The organism is Escherichia sp. KS167_9B, assembly GCF_030295215.1.
Classification (GTDB): domain Bacteria; phylum Pseudomonadota; class Gammaproteobacteria; order Enterobacterales; family Enterobacteriaceae; genus Escherichia; species Escherichia coli_F.
On record NZ_AP025754.1, the window covers coordinates 58032 to 82878 of the forward strand.

The following is a 24847-nucleotide window of genomic DNA, read 5'->3' on the forward strand; positions in this document are numbered from 1 at the left end:
GAGTGACGTAAATCACACTTTACAGCTAACTGTTTGTTTTTGTTGCATTGTAATGCGGCGAGTCCAGAGGGAGAGCGTGGACTCGCCAGCAGAATATAAAATTTTCCTCAACATCATCCTCGCACCAGTCGACGACGGTTTACGCTTTACGTATAGTGGCGACAATTTTTTTTATCGGGAAATCTCAATGATCAGTCTGATTGCGGCGTTAGCGGTAGATCGCGTTATCGGCATGGAAAACGCCATGCCGTGGAACCTGCCTGCCGATCTCGCCTGGTTTAAACGCAACACCTTAAATAAACCCGTGATTATGGGCCGCCATACCTGGGAATCCATCGGTCGTCCGTTACCAGGGCGCAAGAATATTATCCTCAGCAGCCAGCCGGGTACGGATGATCGCGTAACGTGGGTTAAATCGGTGGATGAAGCCATCGCGGCGTGTGGTGACGTACCAGAAATTATGGTGATTGGCGGTGGTCGCGTTTATGAGCAGTTTCTGCCAAAAGCGCAAAAACTGTATCTGACGCATATCGACGCAGAAGTGGAAGGCGACACCCATTTCCCGGATTACGAGCCGGATGACTGGGAATCGGTATTCAGCGAATTCCACGACGCTGATGCGCAGAACTCTCATAGCTATTGCTTTGAGATTCTGGAGCGGCGGTAAGTTTGTATATCAGAATTCCGGCATCACTGATACGTGCAGATATCCGTGTATACAAGACGTATAAATTGTACAGGAGCACGATATCATGACTGCAAAACGTACCACACAAAGTGTGACCGTCACCGTCGACCGTGAGTTAGTCAATCGCGCTCGTGATGCAGGCTTAAATATGAGCGCCACCCTTACGGTTGCGCTCAATGCTGAACTTAAAAAACATGCAGCAACACGTTGGCGTGAAGAGAATGCAGAAGCTATCGCTGCGTTAAATCAATTGGCTGATGAAACCGGATGTTTCTCTGATGAGTACCGGAACTTCTAGCGATGCAATTTACGGTATACCGCAGTCGCGGCAGGAACGCCGCGTTGCCCTTTGTTATCGATGTTACCAGCGACATTATTGGTGAGATTAATCGCCGTATCGTTAATCCATTAACACCTATTGAACGATTTAGCCATATTCGCCCACCAGAACGGCTTAACCCAATCCTTTTACTGGTAGACGGCAAAGAATATGTGCTCATGACGCATGAGACTGCAACTGTTCCAGTTAACACGCTGGGAACGAAATTTTGCGATGCCAGCGCGCACCGAACTTTGATTAAAGGAGCATTAGATTTTATGCTCGACGGGATTTAAGACGCGACCGCCTCTCCCTCACCCAAATCCTTATGCCGGTTCGACGGCTGGACAAAATACTGTTTATCTTCCCAGCGCAGGCAGGTTAATGTCCCGCCCCAACAGCAGCCAGTATCCAGCGCGTAAATACCTTCCGGCGTACCTTTGCCCTCCAGCGATGCCCAGTGACCAAAGGCGATGCTGTACTCTTCAGCGACAGGGCCAGGAATCGCAAACCACGGTTTCAGTGGGGCAGGGGCTTCTTCCGGCGATTCTTTGCTGTACATATCCAGTTGACCGTTCGGGAAGCAAAAACGCATACGGGTAAAGGCGTTGGTGATAAAACGCAGTCTTCCCAACCCCCGCAATTCCGGTGACCAGTTATTTGGCATATCGCCGTACATAGCGTCGAGAAAGAAGGGATAGGAGTCACTCGACAGCACCGCTTCTACATCGCGTGCGCACTCTTTGGCGGTCTGCAGATCCCACTGCGGCGTGATCCCTGCGTGGGCCATTACCAGCTTTTTCTCTTCGTCGATTTGCAGCAAAGGCTGGCGACGCAGCCAGTTAAGCAGCTCGTCGGCATCCGGCGCTTCCAGCAGCGGTGTCAGGCGATCTTTCGGTTTATTGCGGCTGATCCCGGCGAATACCGCCAGCAGATGCAGATCGTGATTGCCCAGCACCAGACGTACGCTGTCGCCTAAGGATTTCACATAGCGCAGAACATCCAGCGAACCCGGTCCGCGCGCAACCAGATCGCCTGTCAGCCAGAGGGTATCTTTCCCAGGGGTAAATTCTACTTTATGCAGCAATGCGATCAGTTCATCGTAACAACCATGAACGTCGCCAATAAGGTATGTCGCCATATTCTTTTAATGAATGAGTGTGGGAACGGCGAGTCGGAATACGGGAATGTCGATGCTGAAGGGGACGCCATTTTCATCGATCATTTCGTAGTGACCCTGCATGGTGCCCAGCGGGGTTTCAATGATTGCACCGCTGGTGTACTGGTACTCTTCGCCAGGCGCGATAAGTGGCTGAACGCCAACCACTCCTTCGCCCTGGACTTCGGTTTCACGGCCATTGCCATTGGTGATCAGCCAGTAACGCCCCAACAACTGCACTGGCGCTCGCCCCAGATTGCGTATGGTTACGGTATAAGCAAAAACGTAACGTTCATTATCAGGTGAAGATTGTGCCTCAATGTAGACGCTTTGAACCTGAATACACACTCGGGGCGAATTGATCATCGTTAACTCTCCTGCAAAGGCGCGTTCTCCGCCAGATAGTTCGCCATCTGGCAATATTGCGCGACAGAGATATTTTCCGCTCGCATCGCCGGGTCGATCCCCATTCCCGTTAACACCTCGACGCTAAACAGGTTGCCGAGGCTGTTACGAATGGTTTTACGACGCTGGTTAAAGGCTTCGGTGGTGATGCGGCTCAACACGCGAACATCTTTGACCGGGTGAGGCATCGTTGCATGAGGAACCAGGCGCACGACGGCGGAATCCACTTTGGGTGGTGGTGTAAAGGCTGACGGCGGAACTTCCAGCACCGGGATCACGTTGCAATAGTATTGCGCCATGACGCTTAATCGACCATACGCCTTGCTGTTCGGTCCTGCAACCAGACGATTCACCACCTCTTTTTGCAACATAAAGTGCATGTCGGCAATGGCATCAGTATAGCTAAACAGATGGAACATCAACGGCGTGGAGATGTTATAAGGCAGGTTGCCGAAAACACGCAGCGGCTGGCCCATTTTCGTAGCCAGTTCGCCAAAGTTAAAGGTCATCGCATCCTGCTGATAAATAGTCAGTTTCGGGCCTAAGAATGGATGCGTTTGCAGACGTGCCGCCAGATCGCGGTCAAGTTCGATGACCGTCAGCTGGTCCAGGCGTTCGCCGACCGGTTCGGTCAATGCCGCCAGACCGGGGCCGATTTCGACCATCGCCTGGCCCTTCTGCGGGTTAATGGCAGAAACAATGCTGTCGATCACGAACTGATCGTTAAGAAAGTTTTGCCCGAAGCGTTTACGGGCTAAGTGGCCCTGGTGGACTCGATTATTCATTGGGTGTTAACAATCATTTTGATGGCGAGATTAAGCGCCGTAATAAAACTGCCGACATCGGCTTTGCCACGTCCCGCCAGTTCAAGCGCGGTGCCGTGGTCCACTGATGTGCGAATAAAGGGCAGGCCCAGCGTAATGTTCACACCGCGCCCGAAGCCCTGGTATTTTAGCACGGGAAGACCCTGATCGTGGTACATCGCCAGCACGGCGTCGGCGTTATCGAGATATTTCGGCTGAAACAGGGTATCGGCAGGCAGCGGCCCGTTGAGTTTCATCCCCTGCGCCCGCAGCTCGTCGAGCATCGGAATAATGGTGTCTATCTCTTCCGTACCCATATGACCGCCTTCGCCTGCGTGCGGATTCAGCCCGCAGACCAGAATGCGCGGTTCGGCAATACCAAATTTGGTCCGCAAATCGTGATGCAAAATAGCAATGACTTCGTGCAAAAGCGCAGGGGTGATGGCGTCCGCAATATCGCGCAGCGGTAAATGCGTCGTTGCCAGCGCCACGCGAAGTTCTTCGGTTGCCAGCATCATCACCACTTTTTTTGCCTGTGAGCGCTCTTCGAAAAACTCGGTATGACCGGTAAATGGAATGCCAGCGTCGTTAATAACGCCTTTATGCACGGGGCCTGTGATCAGCGCAGCAAATTCACCGTGCAGACAGCCATCACACGCTCGCGCCAGCGTCTCCACCACATAATGCCCATTTTCAACCGCTAACTGCCCCGCAGTGACAGATTCACGTAGCGCGACAGGAAGTAGCGTTAATGTGCCCGCAGTTTGCGGTTGTGCAGGGGAGTTGGGGGTATAAGGGCGGAGGGTGAGCGGCAAACCGAGCATCGCTGCCCGGTCGGTAAGGAGAGTGGCATCGGCACAAACAACCAGTTCGACCGGCCACTCACGCTGTGCAAGCTGGACAACTAAGTCCGGGCCAATCCCGGCGGGTTCGCCGGGAGTGATCACAACACGTTGGGTTTTAACCATTAGTTGCTCAGGATTTTAACGTAGGCGCTGGCACGTTGTTCCTGCATCCAGCTTGCTGCTTCTTCCGAGAACTTACGGTTCATCAGCATGCGGTATGCACGATCTTTCTGCGCAGCGTCGGTTTTATCGACATTACGGGTATCCAGCAGTTCGATTAAATGCCAGCCGAATGAAGAGTGAACCGGTGCACTCATTTGACCTTTGTTCAGGCGGGTCAGCGCATCACGGAAGGCTGGATCGAAAATATCTGGTGTAGCCCAGCCGAGATCGCCGCCCTGGTTAGCAGAGCCTGGATCCTGAGAAAACTCTTTCGCTGCAGCGGCAAAAGTCGTTTTACCACTCTTGATATCGGCAGCAATTTGCTCCAGTTTCACGCGGGCCTGTTCGTCGGTCATGATCGGCGACGGTTTCAGCAGAATATGGCGAGCATGAACTTCGGTCACCGAGATATTTTTGCTTTCGCCGCGCAGGTCGTTAACTTTCAGAATATGGAAGCCAACGCCGGAACGAATCGGGCCAACAATGTCGCCTTTCTTCGCGGTGCTTAACGCCTGGGCAAAGATACCCGGCAACTCCTGAATACGACCCCAGCCCATCTGGCCGCCGTTCAGCGCCTGCTGGTCGGCAGAATGAGCAATCGCCAGCTTACCGAAATCAGCGCCGTTACGCGCCTGATCGACAATGGCGCGCGCCTGGCTTTCCGCTTCGTTCACCTGATCAGAGGTCGGGTTTTCCGGCAGCGGGATCAGGATGTGGCTCAGGTTCAGCTCAGTGCTGGCGTCGTTTTGGTTACCCACCTGCTGCGCCAGGGATTCGACTTCCTGCGGCAGGATGGTGATGCGACGACGCACCTCGTTGTTACGCACTTCAGAGATAATCATCTCTTTGCGGATCTGGTTACGATAGGTGTTGTAGTTCAGACCATCATAAGCCAGACGGCTGCGCATCTGATCCAGCGTCATGTTGTTCTGTTTCGCGATGTTAGCAATCGCCTGATCCAGCTGCTCATCGGAGATTTTCACTCCCATTTTCTGCCCCATCTGCAGGATGATTTGATCCATGATCAAACGCTCCATGATTTGGTGGCGCAGCGTCGCGTCATCAGGAAGTTGCTGTCTTGCCTGAGCAGCGTTCAGTTTTACCGACTGCATTAATCCATCAACGTCGCTTTCCAGCACGACGCCGTTATTGACGACGGCTGCGACTTTATCGACTACCTGGGGGGCAGCGAAACTGGTATTCGCGATCATGGCGATACCGAGAAGCAGCGTTTTCCAGTTCTTCATACTTTTTCCATTTCAATTAACCGCACTGCGGATTACGTGGTAAATCAACAAATCACAAAGTGTTTTGATACGGCAGAATGTTCGAACGCAGCATCTCTTGCGTACCCAGACCGTAGTTGGAGCTCAGGCCGCGAAGTTCGATGTTAAAGCCGATTGCGTTGTCATATACCGCATGTTGTTTATCGTTATCCCAACCGTTCAGCTTCCGCTCGTAACCGACGCGAATCGCATAGCAGCAGGAGCTATATTGCACACCTAACATAGAGTCGGCTTGCTTGTTCGCATTGGTGTCGTAGTAGTAGGCCCCGACAATTGACCAACGATCGGCAATTGGCCAGCTGGCGACGGCACCTACCTGCGAAATACCATTCTTATACTGCTCTGCCGTGGAATAGTACTTAGGCAGCGTAGCCTGAATATATTCCGGGCTGGCGTAACGGTAGTTCAACTGCACCAGACGGTCTTCATCCCGACGGTATTCAATGCTGGAGTTACTGGTGGCTACGTTATCCAGACGCGTGTCGTACTGAATCCCGCCACGCAACCCCCAGCGCTCGGAGATACGCCAGTAGGTATCGCCTGCCCATACCAGTGAGCCCGTTTTGTCGTCATTCTCCCATGTTATGTTGTCATCGCCAGTGCGAGACTCCGTGAAATAGTAGATTTGACCAACGGAAATATTAAAACGTTCAACGGCAGCATCATCATATATGCGAGATGTGACACCGGTCGTCACCTGGTTAGCGGAGGCAATACGGTCAAGACCGCCGTAAGTCCGGTCCCGGAACAGGCCAGAGTAGTCAGATTGCAGCAGAGACGAGTCGTAGTTATAGATGTCGCTCTGATCGCGATACGGCACGTATAAATACTGCGCGCGCGGTTCCAGCGTTTGGGTATAACCCGGAGCCAGCATTTCCATATCGCGTTCAAAGACCATTTTGCCGTCAACTTTGAATTGCGGCATCACACGGTTAACGGATTCGTCCAGCTTGGTTGTGTTTCTGGAGTTATACCAGTCAAGATTAGTTTGCTGATAATGGGTTGCCAGCAACTTCGCTTCGGTATTGATGCTGCCCCAGTTATTAGAGAGCGGCAAATTGATGGTCGGTTCCAGGTGAACACGGGTTGCTTCAGGCATGTCGTCTCTGGTGTTAACAAAGTGTACTGCCTGGCCGTAAATGCGTGTATCAAACGGACCAACATCATTCTGGTAGTAGTTAACGTCTAACTGCGGCTCTGCCGAGTAGCTACTGGTGTTCTGCTCGCTGAAGACCTGGAACTGCTTGGTTGAAACGGTGGCATTGAAGTTTTGCACCGCATAGCCAACGCTGAATTTTTGCGTTGCGTAGCCGTCAGTACTGGAACCGTACTTGTTATCAAAATCATTGAAGTAGCTAGGATCGCTCACCTTGGTGTAGTCGACGTTGAAACGCCACACCTGATCCATGACCCCGGAGTGTTGCCAGTAGAACAACCAACGACGTGAACTGTCATCGTTCGGGTGTTCATCTTCATAGACTTTATCGGAAGGCAGATAGTCCAGTTCCATCAAACCTGCGCCCGCCTGGGAGAGGTAGCGGAATTCGTTCTCCCACATGATGTTGCCACGACGATGCATATAATGCGGCGTGATGGTGGCATCCATATTTGGCGCAATGTTCCAGTAATATGGCAGGTAGAACTCAAAGTAGTTGGTGGTGGTGTACTTGGCGTTCGGGATCAAGAAACCAGAACGACGTTTGTCACCCACCGGCAACTGCAAATACGGGCTATAAAAGATCGGTACCGGACCCACTTTAAAGCGGGCGTTCCAGATTTCCGCAACTTGTTCTTCGCGGTCATGAATAATTTCGCTACCTACTACGCTCCAGGTGTCGGAACCCGGCAGACAGGAGGTAAAGCTACCGTTATCCAGAATGGTATAGCGGTTTTCGCCACGTTGTTTCATCAGGTCCGCTTTACCGCGACCCTGGCGACCCACCATCTGGTAATCACCTTCCCAGACGTTGGTATCTTTGGTGTTCAGGTTCGCCCAGCCTTTCGGCCCTTTGAGGATCACCTGGTTATCGTCGTAATGGACATTACCGAGCGCATCAACGGTACGTACTGGCTCCGGTTGTCCTGGTGCCTCTTTTTGATGGAGCTGCACTTCGTCGGCCTGCAGACGGCTGTTACCCTGCATGATATCCACGCTGCCAGTAAACACGGCGTCATCCGGGTAGTCCCCTTTCGCGTGGTCAGCATTGATAGTCACGGGTAAGTCATTGGTATCGCCCTGTACCAGAGGACGATCATAGCTTGGCACGCCCAACATGCACTGTGAGGCGAGGTCGGCTGCCAGTCCCTGTTGACTATAAAGGGCGGTGGCAATCATGGTGGCCAGGAGAGTGGGGATACGTTTTTTCATACGTTGATTTTATTGTTCCATCATCGGTAACGTTGCGCGTGACAAACGGTCAGAGACTAACGTACTCGTCATCTCTACGCTAGTGTTAATCCTGTCCGAATAGCGTCAGTGGTGTTAGGCACGGCATTGAATGACAGGTATGATAATGCAAATTATAGGCGATGTCCCACAATTGACCGCAGCCGGAAAACGGTAAAAGCACCTTTATATTGTGGGAGATAGCCCTGATATCCGTGTGTCGATTTGGGGAATATATGCAGTATTGGGGAAAAATCATTGGCGTGGCCGTGGCCTTACTGATGGGCGGCGGCTTTTGGGGCGTAGTGTTAGGCCTGTTAATTGGCCATATGTTTGATAAAGCCCGTAGCCGTAAAATGGCGTGGTTCGCCAACCAGCGTGAGCGTCAGGCGCTGTTTTTTGCCACCACTTTTGAAGTGATGGGGCATTTAACCAAATCCAAAGGTCGCGTCACGGAGGCTGATATTCATATCGCCAGCCAGTTGATGGACCGAATGAACCTTCATGGTGCTTCCCGTACTGCGGCGCAAAATGCGTTCCGGGTTGGAAAATCAGACAATTACCCGCTGCGCGAAAAGATGCGCCAGTTTCGCAGTGTCTGCTTTGGTCGTTTTGACTTAATTCGTATGTTTCTGGAGATCCAGATTCAGGCGGCGTTTGCTGATGGTTCGCTGCATCCGAATGAACGGGCGGTGCTGTATGTCATTGCCGAAGAGTTAGGCATCTCCCGCGCCCAGTTTGACCAGTTTTTGCGCATGATGCAGGGCGGTGCACAGTTTGGCGGCGGTTATCAGCAGCAATCTGGCGGTGGTAACTGGCAGCAAGCGCAGCGTGGCCCGACGCTGGAAGATGCCTGTAATGTGCTGGGCGTGAAGCCGACGGATGATGCGACCACCATCAAACGTGCCTACCGTAAGCTGATGAGTGAACACCATCCGGATAAGCTGGTAGCAAAAGGTTTGCCGCCTGAGATGATGGAGATGGCGAAGCAGAAAGCGCAGGAAATTCAGCAAGCCTATGAGCTGATAAAGCAGCAGAAAGGGTTTAAATAAGTTTCAAATTGTAGGCCGGATAAGGCGTTCACGCCGCATCCGGCGGCACAAATTGCCGGATGCGGCGTGAACGCCTTATCCGGCCTACCTAATCGCGCTAGCGAGACTATTAAAAATCCGCGGGTGCCTTAAACGTCATACTATTGCCATATGCCGGATGGGTAATCGTCAACATCTCTGCATGTAGCAGTAAACGTGGTGCCATTGCCCTGGCTTCTGGTGATGCATAAAAACGATCGCCGAGAATCGGATGACCCAGCGCCAGCATATGCACACGCAATTGATGCGAACGCCCGGTAATCGGTTTTAACACCACTCTTGCCGTATTATCTGCCGCATATTCCACCACTTCATATTCCGTCTGCGCAGGTTTACCCGTTTCGTAACAGACTTTCTGTTTCGGGCGGTTTGGCCAGTCGCAAATCAGCGGCAGATCTACCAGACCTTCCGCAGGGGATGGATGCCCCCAGACGCGGGCCACATATTGCTTTTTCGGCTCGCGCTCGCGGAACTGGCGTTTTAATTCCCGCTCCGCGGCTTTGGTCAGCGCCACTACAATCACGCCGCTGGTAGCCATATCCAGACGATGCACCGATTCCGCCTGAGGATAATCACGCTGAATGCGTGTCATCACGCTGTCTTTGTGCTCCTCCAGACGCCCCGGCACAGACAACAAACCGCTCGGCTTGTTGACCACCATAATGTGGTCATCCTGATACAGGATAACCAGCCAGGGTTCCTGCGGTGGATTGTAGTTTTCCATCCCCATTTTTGGCTCCGTTACTGATGCGTCACAACGATCAAACGCAGGGCATCCAGACGCCAGCCTGCCTGATCCAGGCTTTCCATTACCTGCTGACGGTTGCTCTCAATGGCGGTCAGTTCGTCGTCACGAATGTTCGGGTTCACTGCGCGCAGCGCTTCCAGACGAGACAGCTCGGCAGACAGTTTTTCGTCGGCTTCGTTACGTGCTGCATCAATCAATGCACGGGCAGATTTCTCGATCTGCGCTTCACCCAGCTGAAGGATAGCGTGAACATCCTGCTGCACGGCATTAACCAGCTTGCTGCCAGTGTGGCGGTTAACCGCGTTAAGCTGACGGTTAAAGGTTTCAAACTCCACCTGCGCCGCCAGGTTGTTGCCATTTTTATCCAGCAGCATACGTACCGGCGTCGGCGGCAGGAAGCGGTTGAGCTGCAACTGCTTCGGAGCCTGGGCTTCAACGACATAAATCAGTTCCACCAACAGCGTACCTACCGGCAACGCTTTGTTTTTCAACAGTGAAATCGTGCTGCTACCGGTATCGCCAGAGAGGATCAGATCCAGACCGTTGCGGATCAGTGGGTGCTCCCAGGTAATAAACTGCGCATCTTCACGCGCCAGCGCTACCTCACGGTCGAAGGTGATGGTGATGCCATCTTCCGACAGGCCCGGGAAGTCCGGCACCAGCATATGATCGGACGGCGTCAGTACGATCATGTTGTCGCCGCGATCGTCCTGATTGATACCGATAATATCGAACAGGTTCATGGCGAAGGCGATCAGGTTGGTATCGTCATCCTGCTCTTCAATGCTTTCAGCTAATGCCTGCGCTTTTTCGCCACCGTTGGAATGGATCTCCAGCAGGCGGTCACGACCCTGTTCCAGCTGTGCCTTCAACGCCTCGTGCTGCTCGCGGCAGTTTTTGATCAGATCGTCAAAGCCTTCGGTTTGATCCGGTGAGGCCAGGTAGTTAATCAGATCGTTATACACGCTATCGTAGATAGTGCGTCCGGTCGGGCAGGTGTGCTCGAATGCATCCAGACCTTCGTGATACCAGCGTACCAGTACCGACTGAGCGGTTTTTTCCAGATAAGGCACATGGATCTGAATATCGTGCGCCTGACCGATACGATCCAGACGACCAATACGCTGCTCCAGCAGATCCGGGTTGAACGGCAGATCGAACATTACCATGTGGCTGGCGAACTGGAAGTTACGCCCTTCAGAACCAATTTCCGAACACAGCAGCACCTGCGCGCCGGTGTCTTCTTCGGCAAACCATGCCGCAGCGCGGTCACGCTCAATAATCGACATGCCTTCGTGGAACACCGCGGCGCGGATACCTTCACGCTCACGCAGTACCTGCTCCAGTTGCAGCGCGGTAGCGGCTTTAGCGCAGATCACCAGCACTTTCTGAGAGCGATGGCTGGTCAGGTAACCCATCAGCCACTCAACGCGCGGGTCGAAGTTCCACCAGGTGGCGTTATCGCCTTCAAATTCCTGATAAATACGCTCCGGGTAGAGCATATCGCGAGCGCGATCTTCCGCACTTTTACGTGCGCCCATAATGCCGGACACTTTAATCGCCGTCTGATACTGCGTCGGCAGCGGCAGCTTAATAGTGTGCAGCTCGCGTTTCGGGAAGCCTTTCACACCGTTACGCGTGTTACGGAACAGCACGCGGCTAGTGCCGTGGCGATCCATCAGCATCGAAACCAGTTCCTGACGGGCGCTCTGGGCATCTTCGCTGTCGCTGTTTGCCGCCTGCAGTAACGGCTCAATATCCTGCTCGCCGATCATCTCACCGAGCATGTTCAGTTCGTCATTGCTGAGTTTGTTACCTGCCAGCAGCATGGCAACGGCATCTGCTACCGGACGATAATTTTTCTGCTCTTCAACGAACTGCGCGAAATCGTGGAAACGGTTCGGGTCCAGCAGACGCAGACGGGCGAAGTGGCTTTCCATCCCCAGTTGTTCCGGGGTCGCAGTCAGCAGCAGAACGCCGGGCACATGCTCTGCCAGTTGTTCAATGGCCTGATATTCACGGCTCGGCGCATCTTCGCTCCACACCAGGTGATGCGCTTCATCGACCACCAGCAGGTCCCATTCGGCTTCACAGAGATGTTCCAGACGCTGTTTGCTACGACGGGCAAAATCCAGCGAGCAAATGACCAGCTGTTCGGTGTCGAACGGGTTGTAAGCATCGTGCTGAGCTTCGGCGTAACGCTCGTCATCAAACAGGGCAAAACGCAGATTGAAGCGGCGCAGCATTTCTACCAGCCACTGATGCTGTAAGGTTTCCGGGACGATAATCAGTACACGTTCAGCAGCGCCAGAGAGTAGTTGCTGATGCAGGATCATCCCGGCTTCAATGGTTTTCCCTAAACCCACTTCGTCAGCCAGCAGGACGCGCGGCGCATGGCGGCGACCAACATCATGAGCGATGTTGAGCTGATGCGGGATCAGACTGGTACGCTGACCGCGCAGGCCGCTGTACGGCATACGGAACTGTTCGCTGGAATATTTACGTGCGCGATAACGCAGCGCAAAGCGGTCCATACGGTCAATCTGCCCGGCAAACAGACGGTCCTGCGGTTTGCTGAACACCAGTTTGCTATCAAGGAAAACTTCACGCAGGGCTACGCCGGACTCTTCAGTATCCAGGCGAGTACCGATATAGGTCAGCAAGCCATTTTCTTCTTTTACTTCTTCGACTTGCATCTGCCAGCCGTCGTGGCTGGTAATAGTATCACCAGGGTTGAACATCACGCGGGTCACGGGGGAATCACTGCGTGCGTACAGACGGTTTTCACCAGTAGATGGGAAAAGTAAAGTGACAGTTCGCGCATCCACCGCGACAACGGTTCCAAGTCCCAATTCGCTTTCTGTATCGCTGATCCAGCGTTGACCAAGTGTAAAAGGCATATGTGTTCGGCTCTATATCTTTAATTGCAGGCAATAACCACCCGCTACCTTGCTTATGAGGTAGTGGCGTTATTCAGGTCCAGGAATGGAAAGGGCGCTATGGTACTGGATGGCAAAGCATTCGTCACGCATCAAAATGGTATCTGACGAACTCTTTTTTTGCTCAAAATAGCCCAAGTTGCCCGGTCATAAGTGTAGCAAAATTATCCTCAATAAAAGGGAGTATTCCCTCCGCCACCGGTTGCAACTGGCGGGTCAGATAGTGTTCGTAATCCAGTGGTGAACGTTGGTAGTCCAGCGGCTCCGGGCCGTTGGTGGTCCAGACGTACTTAATGGTGCCGCGGTTCTGATATTGCAAGGGGCGACCGCGCTTTTGGTTTTCTTCATCGGCAAGGCGAGCGGCGCGTACATGAGGCGGCACATTACGCTGGTATTCGCTCAGTGGACGGCGAAGGCGTTTACGGTAAACCAGCCGTGCATCCAGTTCGCCAGCCATCAGTTTGTCGATGGTTTCGCGAACGTATTCCTGATATGGCTCGTTGCGGAAGATACGTAGGTATAGCTCCTGCTGAAACTGCTGGGCCAGCGGTGTCCAGTCGGTGCGCACGGTTTCCAGCCCTTTAAACACCATCCGCTGCTTATCGCCCTCCTGAATCAGCCCGGCATACCGTTTTTTACTGCCGGTATCGGCTCCGCGAATGGTTGGCATCAGAAAACGGCAGAAATGGGTTTCATACTCCAGTTCTAATGCGCTAGTCAGCCGTTGCTGTTGCAATGTTTCTGCCCACCAGGCGTTAACGTGCTGCACCAGTGCACGACCGATTTTCGCCGCTTCTTCTTCCGAATGTGCGCCTTTCAGCCAGACAAACGTTGAGTCGGTATCGCCGTAGATCACGTCGTAGCCCTGCGCTTCAATCAACGCTTTGGTTTGCCGCATGATCTGATGACCACGCATGGTGATCGACGACGCCAGGCGCGGATCGAAGAAGCGGCAGGCGGTGGTGCCAAGCACGCCATAAAAGGCATTCATAATGATCTTCAGCGCCTGCGACAGCGGTTTATTGCCCTGGCGTTTGGCTTCATCGCGCCCGTGCCAGATGTTAGTCACAATCTCCGGCAGGCAATGTTTCTCCCGCGAGAACCAGGCATCGAGAAAGCCTTCGGTGCTGTGCTCTGGATCAGGCTGCGCCATGCCTTCCACCAGCCCGACGGGATCAATCAGATAGGTGCGGATGATCGAGGGGTACAGGCTTTTGTAGTCCAGCACCAGTACCGAATCATAAAGCCCAGGCCGCGAATCCATCACATAGCCGCCAGGGCTGGCGTGCGGCGGCACTTCGCCGAGATTAGGCGCGACATAACCAGCGCGATGCATTCGCGGAAAATAGAGATGACCAAACGCTGCCACCGACCCCCCGTGCCGATCTACCGGCAGGCCGTTAACCGTCGCTCGTTCGAGTAAAAACGGCATGATTTCAGTTTTGTGGAAGATCTGCGTCACCAGTTCGCAATCTTTCAGGTTATAAGTTGCCAGCGCAGGTTTATCTTCGGCGAAACGGCGGTCAATTTCGTCCATCCGATCCCACGGGTTATCGATAGATTTTCCTTCGCCTAATAACTCCTGAGCGACGGTTTCCAGCGAGAATGAAGAGAAATTCCAGAATGCAGATTTCAGCGCCTCAATACCGTCGATAATTAGCCGACCTTTGGCCTGGGCAAAAAAGACGCCGTTTTTAAAGCCGTGCTCGCGCCACTCCAGCTCACTGTTATCGCGCCCCAGACGCAGTGGAATACGGTAGCGCTCGGCATGTTTTTGCAGCATTCGCAGATCGAACTGCACCACGTTCCAGCCGATGATCACATCGGGATCATGAGTTGCAAACCAGGCGTTGAGTTTTTCCAGCAGCTGCGGACGACTGGCGACGTACTCCAGTTCGAAATCAAGCGCGGAGGCATCGCCATTCTCCGGCCCCAGCATATAAACGATGCGCTGCCCGCAGCCTTCCAGACCGATGCAGTACAGTTCACCGTGGCGGGTGGTTTCAATATCAATAGAAACCCACTTGAGCGGCGGGCGGTAGTCGGGATGCGGTTTCAGACGGGCATTAACGATAGCGCCATTGCGCATATCACCCTCGACCCACACCGGAGAGGTGATAAACCGCTCCATCAGATAGCGTTCTGGCGGGCGCACATCGGCCTCGTAGACGGTAACGCCACCTTCACGCAGGCGCTTTTCGTAATTCATCAACTGGCGATGGGCGCGACAGTAAAGGCCATACACCGGCTGGCGGTGAAAATCCTTTAACGCCAGCGGCGTCAGGCGAAAGCCTTGTTCACCCTGCAAAATATGCTGGGCGCGGGGAACCTGATTGGCGGGAATAAACGCCACGGACTCTTGCGGTGCAAGCGTAACCTGCAACGGCCCGTTGTCCGTCGCCAGCCAGAAGGAGACCTCTGTCCCTTGCGGGGTGTCCCGCCAGTGTCGGGTTAAGATAAAACCTGCCTGCGCCACGCTGAAATTCCATCAAAAAACCAGGCTTGATTATAGCCTGGTTTCGTTTGATTGGCTGTGGTTTTATACAGTCATTACTGCCCGTAATATGCCTTCGCACCATGCTTACGCAGATAGTGTTTATCCAGCAATGTTTGCTGCATATCTGGCAATTGCGGGGCTAACTGGCGGCAGAAAATCCCCATATAAGCGACTTCTTCCAGCACGATGGCGTTATGCACTGCGTCTTCGGCGTTTTTACCCCATGCAAACGGGCCGTGAGAATGGACCAGCACGCCAGGCATTTGCGCTGCGTCGATACCCTGTTTTTCGAAAGTTTCAACGATGACGTTACCGGTTTCCCACTCATATTCGCCGTTGATTTCTGCGTCGGTCATTTTACGGGTACAGGGAATGGAGCCGTAGAAATAGTCGGCGTGGGTGGTGCCGGTTGCCGGGATTGACTGACCCGCCTGCGCCCAGATGGTGGCGTGGCGCGAGTGTGTATGCACAATGCCGCCAATGGACGGGAATGCCTGATAGAGCAGTCGGTGAGTTGGCGTGTCGGAGGAGGGCTTTTTCGTACCTTCTACCACTTCACCGGTTTCGATGCTGACCACGACCATATCGTCAGCGGTCATGATGCTGTAATCGACGCCGGAAGGTTTGATTACAAAGACGCCGCGCTCGCGATCAACGGCGCTGACATTGCCCCAGGTCAGCGTGACCAGGTTGTGTTTTGGCAGCGCCAGGTTGGCTTCTAAAACCTGACGTTTGAGATCTTCTAACATGTTGACTCCTTCGTGCCGGATGCGCTTTGCTTATCCGGCCTACAAAATCGGAACGTGTAGGCCAGATAAGACGCGTCAGCGTCGCATCAGGCGTTACATACCTGATGCGGCTACTTAGCGACGAAATCCGTAATACACTTCGTTCCAGCGCAGCGCGTCTTTAAACGCTGGCAGGCGGGTGTCGTTATCAATCACCGTGATTTCAATGTCGTGCATCTCGGCAAACTGGCGCATATCGTTGAGATTCAGCGCATGGCTGAAGACGGTATGGTGCGCGCCACCAGCAAGTATCCACGCTTCGGAAGCTGTTGGCAGATCCGGTTGCGCTTTCCACAGCGCATTCGCCACTGGCAGTTTCGGCAAGGAGTGCGGAGTTTTCACCGTGTCGATGCAGTTAACCAGCAGACGGTAACGATCGCCGAGATCAATCAAGCTGGCGACAATCGCCGGACCAGTTTGGGTATTGAAGATCAGGCGGGCAGGATCGTCTTTACCGCCAATACCGAGGTGTTGAACGTCGAGGATCGGTTTCTCTTCTACAGCGATCGACGGACAGACTTCCAGCATATGGGAGCCGAGCACCAGGTCATTACCTTTTTCGAAGTGGTAAGTGTAGTCCTCCATAAAGGAGGTGCCGCCCTGCAGACCGGTTGACATCACCTTCATGATGCGAAGCAGGGCGGCAGTTTTCCAGTCGCCTTCGCCCGCAAAGCCGTAGCCCTGCTGCATCAGACGCTGTACGGCCAGACCAGGAAGCTGCTTCAGACCGTGCAAATCTTCAAAGGTGGTGGTGAACGCGTGGAAGCCACCTTGTTCCAGGAAACGCTTCATCCCCAGCTCAATACGCGCCGCTTCCAGCACGTTCTGTCGTTTTTCGCCGTGGATTTGTGTCGCAGGCGTCATGGTGTAGCAGCTTTCGTACTCATCGACCAGCGCGTTAACATCGCCATCGCTGATGGAGTTCACTACCTGCACCAGATCGCCAACCGCCCAGGTATTGACGGAGAAACCGAACTTGATCTGTGCGGCAACTTTATCGCCATCGGTGACCGCCACTTCACGCATGTTATCGCCAAAACGGCAGACTTTCAGATGACGGGTATCCTGTTTAGATACCGCCTGACGCATCCAGGAGCCGATACGCTCATGTGCTTGTTTATCCTGCCAGTGACCGGTAACGACAGCATGTTGCTGACGCATACGCGCGCCAATGAAGCCGAACTCGCGACCGCCATGTGCAGTCTGGTTCAGGTTCATAAAGTCCATGTCGATACTGTCCCACGGCAGCGCCGCGTTGAACTGGGTGTGGAATTGCAGCAACGGTTTGTTGAGCATGGTCAGGCCGTTGATCCACATTTTGGCCGGGGAAAAGGTGTGCAGCCATACCACCAGACCAGCGCAACGATCGTCGTAATTCGCGTCACGGCAAATAGCGGTGATTTCATCCGGCGTGGTGCCCAGCGGTTTCAGCACCAGTTTGCAGGGCAGTTTCGCTTCCGTATTCAGCGCATTAACGACGTGTTCGGCATGTTGGGTGACCTGACGTAGGGTTTCGGGGCCATACAGGTGCTGGCTGCCAATTACAAACCACACTTCATAATTATCAAAAATCGTCATTGTCGTGTCCTTATAGAGTCGGAACGGCCTGGGCAGCCTGTGCCGGGGCGGAAGTTGGAAGATAGTGTTGTTCGGCGCTCATCGCCCATTGCTGATAGCGGCGATAAAGCTGTTCAAAGCGTTGTGCCTGTTCGCTGCGAGGTTGCAGGGTTTTCTCTACCGCACTGGCCATTTTTTGCTGTGCTGATGGGATGTCTGCGTGCACTTTCGCGGCGACGGCAGCAAAAATCGCCGCACCGAGCGCACAGCACTGGTCAGAGGCAACAATTTGCAGCGGGCGATTCAGCACGTCGCAGCAGGCCTGCATAATGACCTGGTTTTTACGCGCGATGCCGCCCAGTGCCATCACGTTATTGACGGCGATCCCCTGATCGGTGAAGCACTCCATAATTGCGCGTGCACCAAAGGCGGTGGCAGCAATTAAACCGCCGAACAGCAGCGGAGCATCGGTGGCGAGGTTCAGATCGGTAATCACGCCTTTCAGGCGTTGGTTCGCGTTTGGCGTGCGGCGGCCGTTAAACCAGTCGAGTACTACCGGCAGGTGATCCAGAGACGGATTTTTGGCCCATGCTTCGGTCAGCGCCGGGAGCAGTTGTTTCTGGCTGGCTTTGATTTGCTCTTTCAGTTCCGGATGTTGGGCGGCAAGCTGTTCCAGCGGCCAGCCGAGTACGCGACCGAACCAGGCGTAGATATCACCAAACGCCGATTGGCCTGCTTCCAGACCGATAAATCCAGGCACCACGCTGCCATCAACCTGACCGCAAATGCCTTTAACTGCCCGCTCGCCAACGCTCTGTTTGTCGGCAATCAGAATGTCGCAGGTGGAAGTACCGATAACTTTTACCAGAGCGTTAGGCTGTGCGCCCGCGCCGACTGCGCCCATATGGCAGTCAAACGCGCCGCCGGAAATCACCACGCTTTCAGGCAGGCCGAGACGCTGTGCCCATTCCGGGCATAACGTGCCCACCGGAATATCGGCAGTCCAGGTGTCAGTGAACAGCGGGGAAGGCAAATGGCGATTGAGGATTGGGTCCAGTTCGTCAAAGAAACTGGCTGGCGGCAGGCCGCCCCAGCTTTCGTGCCATAGCGACTTATGCCCGGCGCTGCAACGTCCGCGACGAATATCCTGCGGGCGCGTGGTACCGGAAAGCAGAGCTGGCACCCAGTCGCACAGCTCAATCCACGATGCGGCAGATTGCGCCACGGCGCTGTCCTGGCGAGTCACATGCAGTATTTTTGCCCAGAACCATTCGCTGGAATAAATACCGCCAATATAGCGGGAGTAGTCAACTTTGCCCGGCGCGTGACACAAACGGGTGATCTCTTCCGCTTCTTCAACCGCGGTGTGGTCTTTCCACAATACGAACATCGCGTTCGGGTTTTCGGCAAACTCCGGGCGCAGCGCCAGTACATTACCGTCGGCATCAATCGGTGCGGGCGTTGAGCCGGTTGTGTCTACGCCAATCCCGACCACGGTTGCGCGCTGTTCGGCACTAAGCGCTGCCAGCACGGTTTTCAGCGCCGCTTCCATTGACTCAATGTAGTCACGCGGATGATGACGGAACTGGTTATTTGGGGCATCACAAAATTGCCCTTTCTGCCAACGGGGATACCACTCTACGCTGGTGGCGATCTCTTTACCGGTGGCGCAGTCCACCGCCAAAGCTCGCACAGAATCACTGCCAAAATCGAGGCCAATTGCAATCGCCATCGTTTCACTCCATCCAAAAAAACGGGTATGGAGAAACAGTAGAGAGTTGCGAAAAAAAGCGTCAGGTAGGATCCGCTAATCTTATGGATAAAAATGCTATGGCATAGCAAAGTGTGACGCCGTGCAAATAATCAATGTGGACTTTTCTGCCGTGATTATAGACACTTTTGTTACGCGTTTTTGTCATGGCTTTGGTCCCGCTTTGTTACAGAATGCTTTTAATAAGCGGGGTTACCGGTTGGATTAGCGAGAAGAGCCAGTAAAAGACGCAGTGACGGCAATGTCTAATGCAATATGGACAATTGGTTTCTTCTCTGAATGGCGGGAGTATGAAAAGTATGGCTGAAGCGCAAAATGATCCCCTGCTGCCGGGATACTCGTTTAACGCCCATCTGGTGGCGGGTTTAACGCCGATTGAGGCCAACGGATATCTCGATTTTTTTATCGACCGACCGCTGGGAATGAAGGGTTATATTCTCAATCTCACCATACGCGGCCAGGGGGTGGTGAAAAATCAGGGACGAGAATTTGTCTGCCGACCGGGTGATATTTTGCTGTTCCCGCCAGGAGAGATTCATCACTACGGTCGTCATCCGGAGGCTCGCGAATGGTATCACCAGTGGGTTTACTTTCGTCCGCGCGCCTACTGGCATGAATGGCTTAACTGGCCGTCAATATTTGCCAATACCGGTTTCTTTCGCCCGGATGAAGCGCACCAGCCGCATTTCAGCGACCTGTTTGGGCAAATCATTAACGCCGGGCAAGGGGAAGGGCGCTATTCGGAATTGCTGGCGATAAATCTGCTTGAGCAATTGTTACTGCGGCGCATGGAAGCGATTAACGAGTCGCTCCACCCACCGATGGATAATCGGGTACGCGAGGCTTGTCAGTACATCAGCGATCACCTGGCAGACAGCAATTTTGATATCGCCAGCGTGGCGCAGCATGTCTGCCTGTCGCCGTCGCGTCTGTCACATCTGTTCCGCCAACAGTTAGGGATTAGTGTCTTAAGCTGGCGCGAGGACCAACGCATCAGCCAGGCGAAGCTGCTTTTGAGCACCACACGGATGCCTATCGCCACTGTCGGTCGCAATGTTGGCTTTGACGATCAACTCTATTTCTCGCGGGTATTTAAAAAATGCACCGGGGCCAGCCCCAGTGAGTTCCGTGCCGGTTGTGAAGAAAAAGTGAATGATGTAGCCGTCAAGTTGTCATAATTGGTAACGAATCAGATAATTGACGGCTTGACGGAGTAGCATAGGGTTTGCAGAATCCCTGCTTCGTCCATTTGACAGGCACATTATGCAAGCATTGCTGGAACACTTTATTACCCAATCCACCGTGTATTCATTGATGGCGGTGGTGTTGGTGGCCTTTCTGGAGTCGCTGGCGCTGGTCGGTTTGATTTTACCCGGTACGGTGCTAATGGCGGGACTGGGGGCGCTGATTGGCAGCGGCGAGTTAAGTTTCTGGCACGCCTGGCTGGCAGGGATCGTCGGTTGCCTGCTGGGCGACTGGATCTCCTTCTGGCTGGGCTGGCGTTTTAAAAAGCCGTTGCATCGCTGGTCATTTCTGAAGAAGAACAAAGCATTACTCGATAAAACTGAACATGCGTTGCATCAACACAGCATGTTTACCATTCTGGTCGGTCGTTTTGTCGGCCCGACGCGTCCGCTGGTGCCAATGGTGGCGGGAATGTTGGATCTCCCGGTGGCGAAATTTATTACGCCAAATATTATCGGCTGCCTGTTATGGCCTCCGTTTTACTTCCTGCCGGGGATTCTGGCGGGTGCGGCGATCGATATTCCTGCCGGGATGCAGAGCGGTGAATTTAAGTGGTTGCTGCTGGCAACAGCGGTGTTTTTGTGGGTTGGCGGCTGGCTGTGTTGGCGGTTATGGCGCAGCGGCAAGGTAACTGATCGTTTAAGTCATTATTTGTCGCGCGGTCATTTGTTGTGGTTGACACCGTTGATTTCTGCCATCGGCGTGGTGGCGCTGGTGGTGTTAATTCGCCACCCGTTGATGCCGGTATATATCGATATTTTGCGGAAAGTGGTTGGGGTTTAGGGGATAGTCTGTGCGGGTTGCCTGATGCGACGCTTGCCGCGTCTTATCAGGCCTACAAAACGCACTGTCCGTAGGTCGGATAAGGCGTTCACGCCGCATCCGACAGTGCATACTAACCCGTAATCCCCAATATTGCCGAAGCACTCGCCTTACCGCTCAACAATTCTTCAGTCTTACCCTGCCAGGCGATGCGCCCGTCGGCGACCACCACCGAGCGTGTGGCGATCCGCGCCGCATCTTCCACACTGTGCGACACCATCAATAGCGTCATTTTTTGCTGCTGGCAGCTCGTGCTCACCAGCGTCAGCATCTCCTGACGTAACGCCGGATCGAGCGCAGAGAACGGTTCATCGAGCAATAAAATCGGCTGTTCGCGCACCAGACAACGCGCTAACGCCACGCGCTGTCGCTGACCGCCGGAAAGCTCGCCCGGTAACCGCGCCATTAAATTATCAATCCCCATCTGACGGGCAATAGCGTGCATTTTCTCCTGCTGCGCCGCGTTCAGTTTCAAGCCCGGATTTAGCCCCAGCCCGATGTTCTGCGCGACCGTCAGGTGACTGAACAGGTTGTTCTCCTGAAACAGCATCGACACCGGACGGCGTGACGGCGGCGTAGTGGTGTGATCAATACCCTCGATAGTCAGCGAACCGCTGGCTGGCGTCAGAAAACCGGCGATCAAATTTAGCAGGGTACTTTTACCCGCGCCGCTTGGCCCGAGGATCGCCACCTGCTCGCCGGGTTCCACCGTTAAGCTAAAACGCATCGGCAAATGGTGATAAAGCCAGGTGATATCAGTCAGTTTTAACATTTCGCCCCGGTAGTTTTTCAATCACGGTAAACAGCAGAAAACAGAGCAGCAGCAGAATTAACGCGGTGACCGCGCCGTCCTGGCTGCGATAGGAGCCAATTTGCTGGTAGAGATAAAACGGTAGGGTTCGGAAATCATCGTTACCGAACAACGCCACCACGCCAAAATCACCAATCGACAGTACACAGGCAAAGGCCAGCGCCTGCGCCAGCGGACGTTTCAGGGCGCGCAGCTCCACCACTTTTAAGCGCGACCAGCCTTCAATGCCCAGCGACTGACAAAGCATGCTATAGCGGGCAGTGATATCGCGCATCGGGTTTTCCAGCACTTTCAGCGCATAAGGGATGGCCATTAACGCATTGGTGAAAATCACGATGCCGTCAGCAGATTGTGGCAGGCCGATGGTGTTGTTGAGCAGTAAAAAGAAGCCCGTTGCCAGCACAATCCCCGGCATAGCGAGGATCAACATGCCGCTCATCTCCAGCGCCTGGCCCGCCAGCATTTTTTGCCGTGCCCGCAGTTCGCGACTGCTCCATAGCAGCATCATGGTCAGCACCACGCACAATACGCCTGCCGCCAGCGCAATACGCAACGAGGTCCACAGCGCCTGCCACAGCACCGGCTGCGCCAGCACTTCCGGCAACTGGCGATTTATCCCATCGACGAGCACCGCCAGTAACGGTGGCAGCAACAGCAACAGCGCCAGCACAATTAACACCGTGTCGCAAATGCGGCTATGCAGACGATCGTCCGGGTCGCGCCAGCCTTGCAGCAGCGTGGTGCCGGGCGCAATGGCCTTACTTAGTCGCTGACTCAACAGCACCAGCCCAAGGCAACAAACCATCTGGATCAGCGCCAGCATCGCCGCGCGGGCGGGATCGTAGTCGTAACTCAGCGCTTGATAGATTGCCAGCTCGATAGTGGTCGCCTGCGGACCACCGCCCAGCGACAGCACGGTGGCGAAGCTGGCGAAACAGAGCATAAAGATCAGCGCAGCAACCGGCGGGATTTGGCGCCGTAACCACGGCCATTCAACGAAGCGGAAAAAATGCCAGCCGCGCATGCCAAGCTGGGCAGCAAGCTGACGCTGTTCGCCGGGAATGTTTTCCAGTGCCTGGAGCAATAAGCGGCTCGCCATCGGCAGATTAAAAAATACGTGCGCCAGCAAAATGCCTTGCAGGCCGTAGGGCGAAAAGGTCCACTCCAGACCGAGCGACTGGCAGAGTGATGCCAGCCAGCCCTGGCGACCATAGACGCTAAGAATGCCGAAAACAGCAACCAGCACCGGGAGGATCAAGGTCATTGCGCACAGACGCAACAGCACCAGCCGACCCGGAAAGCGCCTGCGATAGAGCGCGCGGGCGAGGAATATCGCGGGTACGACAGAGAGCAGCGCCGAGAGAAACGCCTGCCAGAAGGAGAAGCGCACCACATGCCACAGGTAGCTGTCCTGCCAGATTGCCATCCAGTCACCCTGCGGCGCGTTCCACCACAGGGCGAGAAATGCCGCCAGTGCAACCGCCACCACAAGCGTAGCGGCGCTTACGCCTGGAATTAACCAGCCGGGAATTAACGGCTGACGGCGCGTTGCCATTCGCTAATCCATGCCTGACGTTGTGCCGCCACCTCGGCTGGCGTGAACTCCAGCGTGGTTGCCGGTTTGGTCAATTTTTCAAAACCGGCAGGCAGCGTGACGTTTGCCACCGGATACATCCAGTTGCCGGTTGGGATCGCATTCTGAAAAGCCGGAGAAACCATAAACTGGAGGAATTTTTGCGCCAGCTCCGGCTGTTTGCTGGCAGCGGTGCGGGCGGCGACTTCCACTTGCAAATAGTGACCTTCGCTGAAGTTCGCGGCGGCGTAGTTATCTTTCTTCTCTTCGAGAATGTGATAAGCCGGAGAGGTGGTGTAACTCAGTACCAGATCGCTTTCGCCTTTTAAAAACAGGCCGTAGGCTTCGCTCCAGCCTTTGGTGACCGTGACCGTTTTCTTCGCCAGCTTCTGCCAGGCTTGTGGGGCGTCATCGCCATAGACTTTTTGCATCCACAACAACAGGCCCAGGCCCGGCGTACTGGTACGCGGATCCTGATAAATCACCCGCCAGTTTTGATCGCTTTCAACCAATTCTTTCAGGCTTTGCGGCGGATTTTTCAGTTTGTTCTTGTCATAGACGAAGGCGAAATAGCCGTAATCAAACGGGACGAAAGTGTCATTATTCCAGCCGCCGGGAACGTTAACGGCATCCGCTGCCACACCGCTTTTAGCAAACAGCCCGGTTTTGCTGGCGGCATCTAACAGATTGTTATCCAGCCCCAGCACCACATCGGCTTTACTGTTTTTGCCTTCCATCCGCAGACGGTTGAGAAGCGAAACGCCATCTTCCAGCGCCACCAGTTTCAGTTCGCAATTACAGTCGGCTTCAAAGGCTTTTTTCACCACCGGACCTGGCCCCCAGTCGGCGGCGAAGGAATCGTAGGTATAAACAGTCAGAACGGGTTTAGCGAAAGCGGGTGCTGTACAGAGCAACAGCAGGGGAAGATATTTTTTTAACACTTTGCACCTCA

The 24847-nt window shown here is 54.1% G+C and carries 21 protein-coding genes; 6 read left to right on the forward strand and 15 right to left on the reverse strand.

Annotated features, from left to right (window positions below):
* The first annotated feature begins 187 nt into the window (after nt 1-187).
* From folA to QUE34_RS00270, 3 genes are all read left to right on the forward strand, one after another.
* Nucleotides 188-667 (forward strand): type 3 dihydrofolate reductase, encoded by a 480-nt coding sequence (gene folA, locus QUE34_RS00260; RefSeq protein WP_000624375.1) that lies wholly within the window; start codon nt 188-190, stop codon nt 665-667.
* 85 nt (nt 668-752) lie between these two features.
* Nucleotides 753-986: a type II toxin-antitoxin system CcdA family antitoxin gene (locus tag QUE34_RS00265; RefSeq protein ID WP_032302360.1), complete on the forward strand. Its 234-nt coding sequence runs from the start codon at nt 753-755 to the stop codon at nt 984-986.
* Between the two features lie 2 nt (nt 987-988).
* Complete coding sequence (locus tag QUE34_RS00270) at nt 989-1303, forward strand: CcdB family protein (RefSeq protein ID WP_032302363.1); 315 nt, start codon at nt 989-991, stop codon at nt 1301-1303.
* Here QUE34_RS00270 and apaH read toward each other — a convergent pair.
* The 6 genes from apaH to lptD are packed head-to-tail and all read right to left on the reverse strand — an operon-like array spanning nt 1300 to nt 8035.
* Nucleotides 1300-2148 carry a bis(5'-nucleosyl)-tetraphosphatase (symmetrical) ApaH gene (gene apaH, locus QUE34_RS00275; protein ID WP_000257193.1) on the reverse strand — a complete coding sequence of 283 codons (849 nt, stop codon included), beginning with the start codon at nt 2146-2148 and terminating at the stop codon, nt 1300-1302. The genes QUE34_RS00270 and apaH overlap by 4 nt on opposite strands.
* A 6-nt stretch (nt 2149-2154) precedes the next feature.
* Entirely contained in the window at nt 2155-2532 is a 378-nt protein-coding gene (apaG, locus tag QUE34_RS00280) for a Co2+/Mg2+ efflux facilitator ApaG/CorD (protein ID WP_000610901.1), read from the reverse strand.
* Nucleotides 2533-2534: 2 nt separating this feature from the next.
* Nucleotides 2535-3356 (reverse strand): 16S rRNA (adenine(1518)-N(6)/adenine(1519)-N(6))-dimethyltransferase RsmA, encoded by an 822-nt coding sequence (gene rsmA / locus QUE34_RS00285; protein ID WP_001065391.1) that lies wholly within the window; start codon nt 3354-3356, stop codon nt 2535-2537.
* Nucleotides 3353-4342, reverse strand: a complete 990-nt coding sequence (gene pdxA, locus QUE34_RS00290) for a 4-hydroxythreonine-4-phosphate dehydrogenase PdxA (protein ID WP_032302365.1) — start codon at nt 4340-4342, stop codon at nt 3353-3355. The genes rsmA and pdxA overlap by 4 nt, the downstream gene beginning before the upstream one ends.
* On the reverse strand, nt 4342-5628 hold the full coding sequence (gene surA / locus QUE34_RS00295) for a peptidylprolyl isomerase SurA (protein ID WP_000800457.1): 1287 nt from the start codon (nt 5626-5628) through the stop codon (nt 4342-4344). The genes pdxA and surA overlap by 1 nt, the downstream gene beginning before the upstream one ends.
* Before the next feature lie 52 nt (nt 5629-5680).
* On the reverse strand, nt 5681-8035 hold the full coding sequence (gene lptD / locus QUE34_RS00300; RefSeq protein ID WP_000746156.1) for an LPS assembly protein LptD: 2355 nt from the start codon (nt 8033-8035) through the stop codon (nt 5681-5683).
* A gap of 254 nt (nt 8036-8289) precedes the next feature.
* Here lptD and djlA point away from each other — a divergent pair, with 254 nt between their 5' ends.
* Nucleotides 8290-9105 (forward strand): co-chaperone DjlA, encoded by an 816-nt coding sequence (gene djlA / locus QUE34_RS00305; RefSeq protein WP_001200573.1) that lies wholly within the window; start codon nt 8290-8292, stop codon nt 9103-9105.
* Nucleotides 9106-9214: 109 nt separating this feature from the next.
* On the opposite strand, the gene rluA is transcribed toward djlA, so the two are convergent.
* From rluA to araB, 6 genes are all read right to left on the reverse strand, one after another.
* Nucleotides 9215-9874, reverse strand: a complete 660-nt coding sequence (gene rluA, locus QUE34_RS00310) for a bifunctional tRNA pseudouridine(32) synthase/23S rRNA pseudouridine(746) synthase RluA (protein ID WP_000525176.1) — start codon at nt 9872-9874, stop codon at nt 9215-9217.
* 11 nt (nt 9875-9885) lie between these two features.
* The gene (rapA, locus tag QUE34_RS00315) at nt 9886-12792 is read right to left on the reverse strand and encodes an RNA polymerase-associated protein RapA (RefSeq protein ID WP_001117011.1); all 2907 of its coding nucleotides are present in this window, start codon (nt 12790-12792) and stop codon (nt 9886-9888) included.
* A 163-nt stretch (nt 12793-12955) separates the two neighbouring features.
* Nucleotides 12956-15307, reverse strand: coding sequence for a DNA polymerase II (polB, locus tag QUE34_RS00320; RefSeq protein WP_103253549.1), 2352 nt, complete (start codon nt 15305-15307; stop codon nt 12956-12958).
* Nucleotides 15308-15381: 74 nt separating this feature from the next.
* Complete coding sequence (gene araD, locus QUE34_RS00325; RefSeq protein WP_032302369.1) at nt 15382-16077, reverse strand: L-ribulose-5-phosphate 4-epimerase; 696 nt, start codon at nt 16075-16077, stop codon at nt 15382-15384.
* A gap of 114 nt (nt 16078-16191) precedes the next feature.
* On the reverse strand, nt 16192-17694 hold the full coding sequence (araA, locus tag QUE34_RS00330; RefSeq protein WP_000151734.1) for an L-arabinose isomerase: 1503 nt from the start codon (nt 17692-17694) through the stop codon (nt 16192-16194).
* Nucleotides 17695-17704: 10 nt separating this feature from the next.
* Entirely contained in the window at nt 17705-19405 is a 1701-nt protein-coding gene (gene araB / locus QUE34_RS00335) for a ribulokinase (protein ID WP_032302372.1), read from the reverse strand.
* A gap of 338 nt (nt 19406-19743) precedes the next feature.
* On the opposite strand from araB, the gene araC reads away from it, so the two are divergent.
* Both araC and QUE34_RS00345 read left to right on the forward strand, forming a co-directional pair.
* Nucleotides 19744-20622 (forward strand): arabinose operon transcriptional regulator AraC, encoded by an 879-nt coding sequence (gene araC, locus QUE34_RS00340; protein WP_001300811.1) that lies wholly within the window; start codon nt 19744-19746, stop codon nt 20620-20622.
* A gap of 85 nt (nt 20623-20707) precedes the next feature.
* Complete coding sequence (locus QUE34_RS00345) at nt 20708-21472, forward strand: DedA family protein (protein WP_001148408.1); 765 nt, start codon at nt 20708-20710, stop codon at nt 21470-21472.
* A gap of 112 nt (nt 21473-21584) precedes the next feature.
* Here QUE34_RS00345 and thiQ read toward each other — a convergent pair whose 3' ends face one another.
* Genes thiQ through thiB form a run of 3 tightly spaced genes read right to left on the reverse strand, consistent with a single transcriptional unit; the run spans nt 21585 to nt 24836 of the window.
* Nucleotides 21585-22283, reverse strand: a complete 699-nt coding sequence (thiQ, locus tag QUE34_RS00350) for a thiamine ABC transporter ATP-binding protein ThiQ (RefSeq protein WP_032302375.1) — start codon at nt 22281-22283, stop codon at nt 21585-21587.
* Nucleotides 22267-23877, reverse strand: a complete 1611-nt coding sequence (gene thiP / locus QUE34_RS00355; RefSeq protein WP_103253550.1) for a thiamine/thiamine pyrophosphate ABC transporter permease ThiP — start codon at nt 23875-23877, stop codon at nt 22267-22269. The genes thiQ and thiP overlap by 17 nt, the downstream gene beginning before the upstream one ends.
* On the reverse strand, nt 23853-24836 hold the full coding sequence (gene thiB, locus QUE34_RS00360) for a thiamine ABC transporter substrate binding subunit (protein ID WP_001355216.1): 984 nt from the start codon (nt 24834-24836) through the stop codon (nt 23853-23855). The genes thiP and thiB overlap by 25 nt, the downstream gene beginning before the upstream one ends.
* Nucleotides 24837-24847: the final 11 nt, after the last annotated feature.

What these genes read in the sequence shown, in the direction of transcription:
- QUE34_RS00345 (WP_001148408.1), top strand. Translation starts at nt 20,708, where the DNA reads ATGCAAGCATTGCTGGAACACTTTATTACCCAATCCACCGTGTATTCA.
- thiP (WP_103253550.1), bottom strand. Translation starts at nt 23,877, where the DNA reads ATGGCAACGCGCCGTCAGCCGTTAATTCCCGGCTGGTTAATTCCAGGC.
- folA (WP_000624375.1), top strand. Translation starts at nt 188, where the DNA reads ATGATCAGTCTGATTGCGGCGTTAGCGGTAGATCGCGTTATCGGCATG.
- araD (WP_032302369.1), bottom strand. Translation starts at nt 16,077, where the DNA reads ATGTTAGAAGATCTCAAACGTCAGGTTTTAGAAGCCAACCTGGCGCTG.
- surA (WP_000800457.1), bottom strand. Translation starts at nt 5,628, where the DNA reads ATGAAGAACTGGAAAACGCTGCTTCTCGGTATCGCCATGATCGCGAAT.
- apaH (WP_000257193.1), bottom strand. Translation starts at nt 2,148, where the DNA reads ATGGCGACATACCTTATTGGCGACGTTCATGGTTGTTACGATGAACTG.
- thiQ (WP_032302375.1), bottom strand. Translation starts at nt 22,283, where the DNA reads ATGTTAAAACTGACTGATATCACCTGGCTTTATCACCATTTGCCGATG.
- lptD (WP_000746156.1), bottom strand. Translation starts at nt 8,035, where the DNA reads ATGAAAAAACGTATCCCCACTCTCCTGGCCACCATGATTGCCACCGCC.
- rluA (WP_000525176.1), bottom strand. Translation starts at nt 9,874, where the DNA reads ATGGGGATGGAAAACTACAATCCACCGCAGGAACCCTGGCTGGTTATC.
- QUE34_RS00270 (WP_032302363.1), top strand. Translation starts at nt 989, where the DNA reads ATGCAATTTACGGTATACCGCAGTCGCGGCAGGAACGCCGCGTTGCCC.
- araC (WP_001300811.1), top strand. Translation starts at nt 19,744, where the DNA reads ATGGCTGAAGCGCAAAATGATCCCCTGCTGCCGGGATACTCGTTTAAC.
- pdxA (WP_032302365.1), bottom strand. Translation starts at nt 4,342, where the DNA reads ATGGTTAAAACCCAACGTGTTGTGATCACTCCCGGCGAACCCGCCGGG.
- araA (WP_000151734.1), bottom strand. Translation starts at nt 17,694, where the DNA reads ATGACGATTTTTGATAATTATGAAGTGTGGTTTGTAATTGGCAGCCAG.
- rapA (WP_001117011.1), bottom strand. Translation starts at nt 12,792, where the DNA reads ATGCCTTTTACACTTGGTCAACGCTGGATCAGCGATACAGAAAGCGAA.
- QUE34_RS00265 (WP_032302360.1), top strand. Translation starts at nt 753, where the DNA reads ATGACTGCAAAACGTACCACACAAAGTGTGACCGTCACCGTCGACCGT.
- djlA (WP_001200573.1), top strand. Translation starts at nt 8,290, where the DNA reads ATGCAGTATTGGGGAAAAATCATTGGCGTGGCCGTGGCCTTACTGATG.
- araB (WP_032302372.1), bottom strand. Translation starts at nt 19,405, where the DNA reads ATGGCGATTGCAATTGGCCTCGATTTTGGCAGTGATTCTGTGCGAGCT.
- apaG (WP_000610901.1), bottom strand. Translation starts at nt 2,532, where the DNA reads ATGATCAATTCGCCCCGAGTGTGTATTCAGGTTCAAAGCGTCTACATT.
- rsmA (WP_001065391.1), bottom strand. Translation starts at nt 3,356, where the DNA reads ATGAATAATCGAGTCCACCAGGGCCACTTAGCCCGTAAACGCTTCGGG.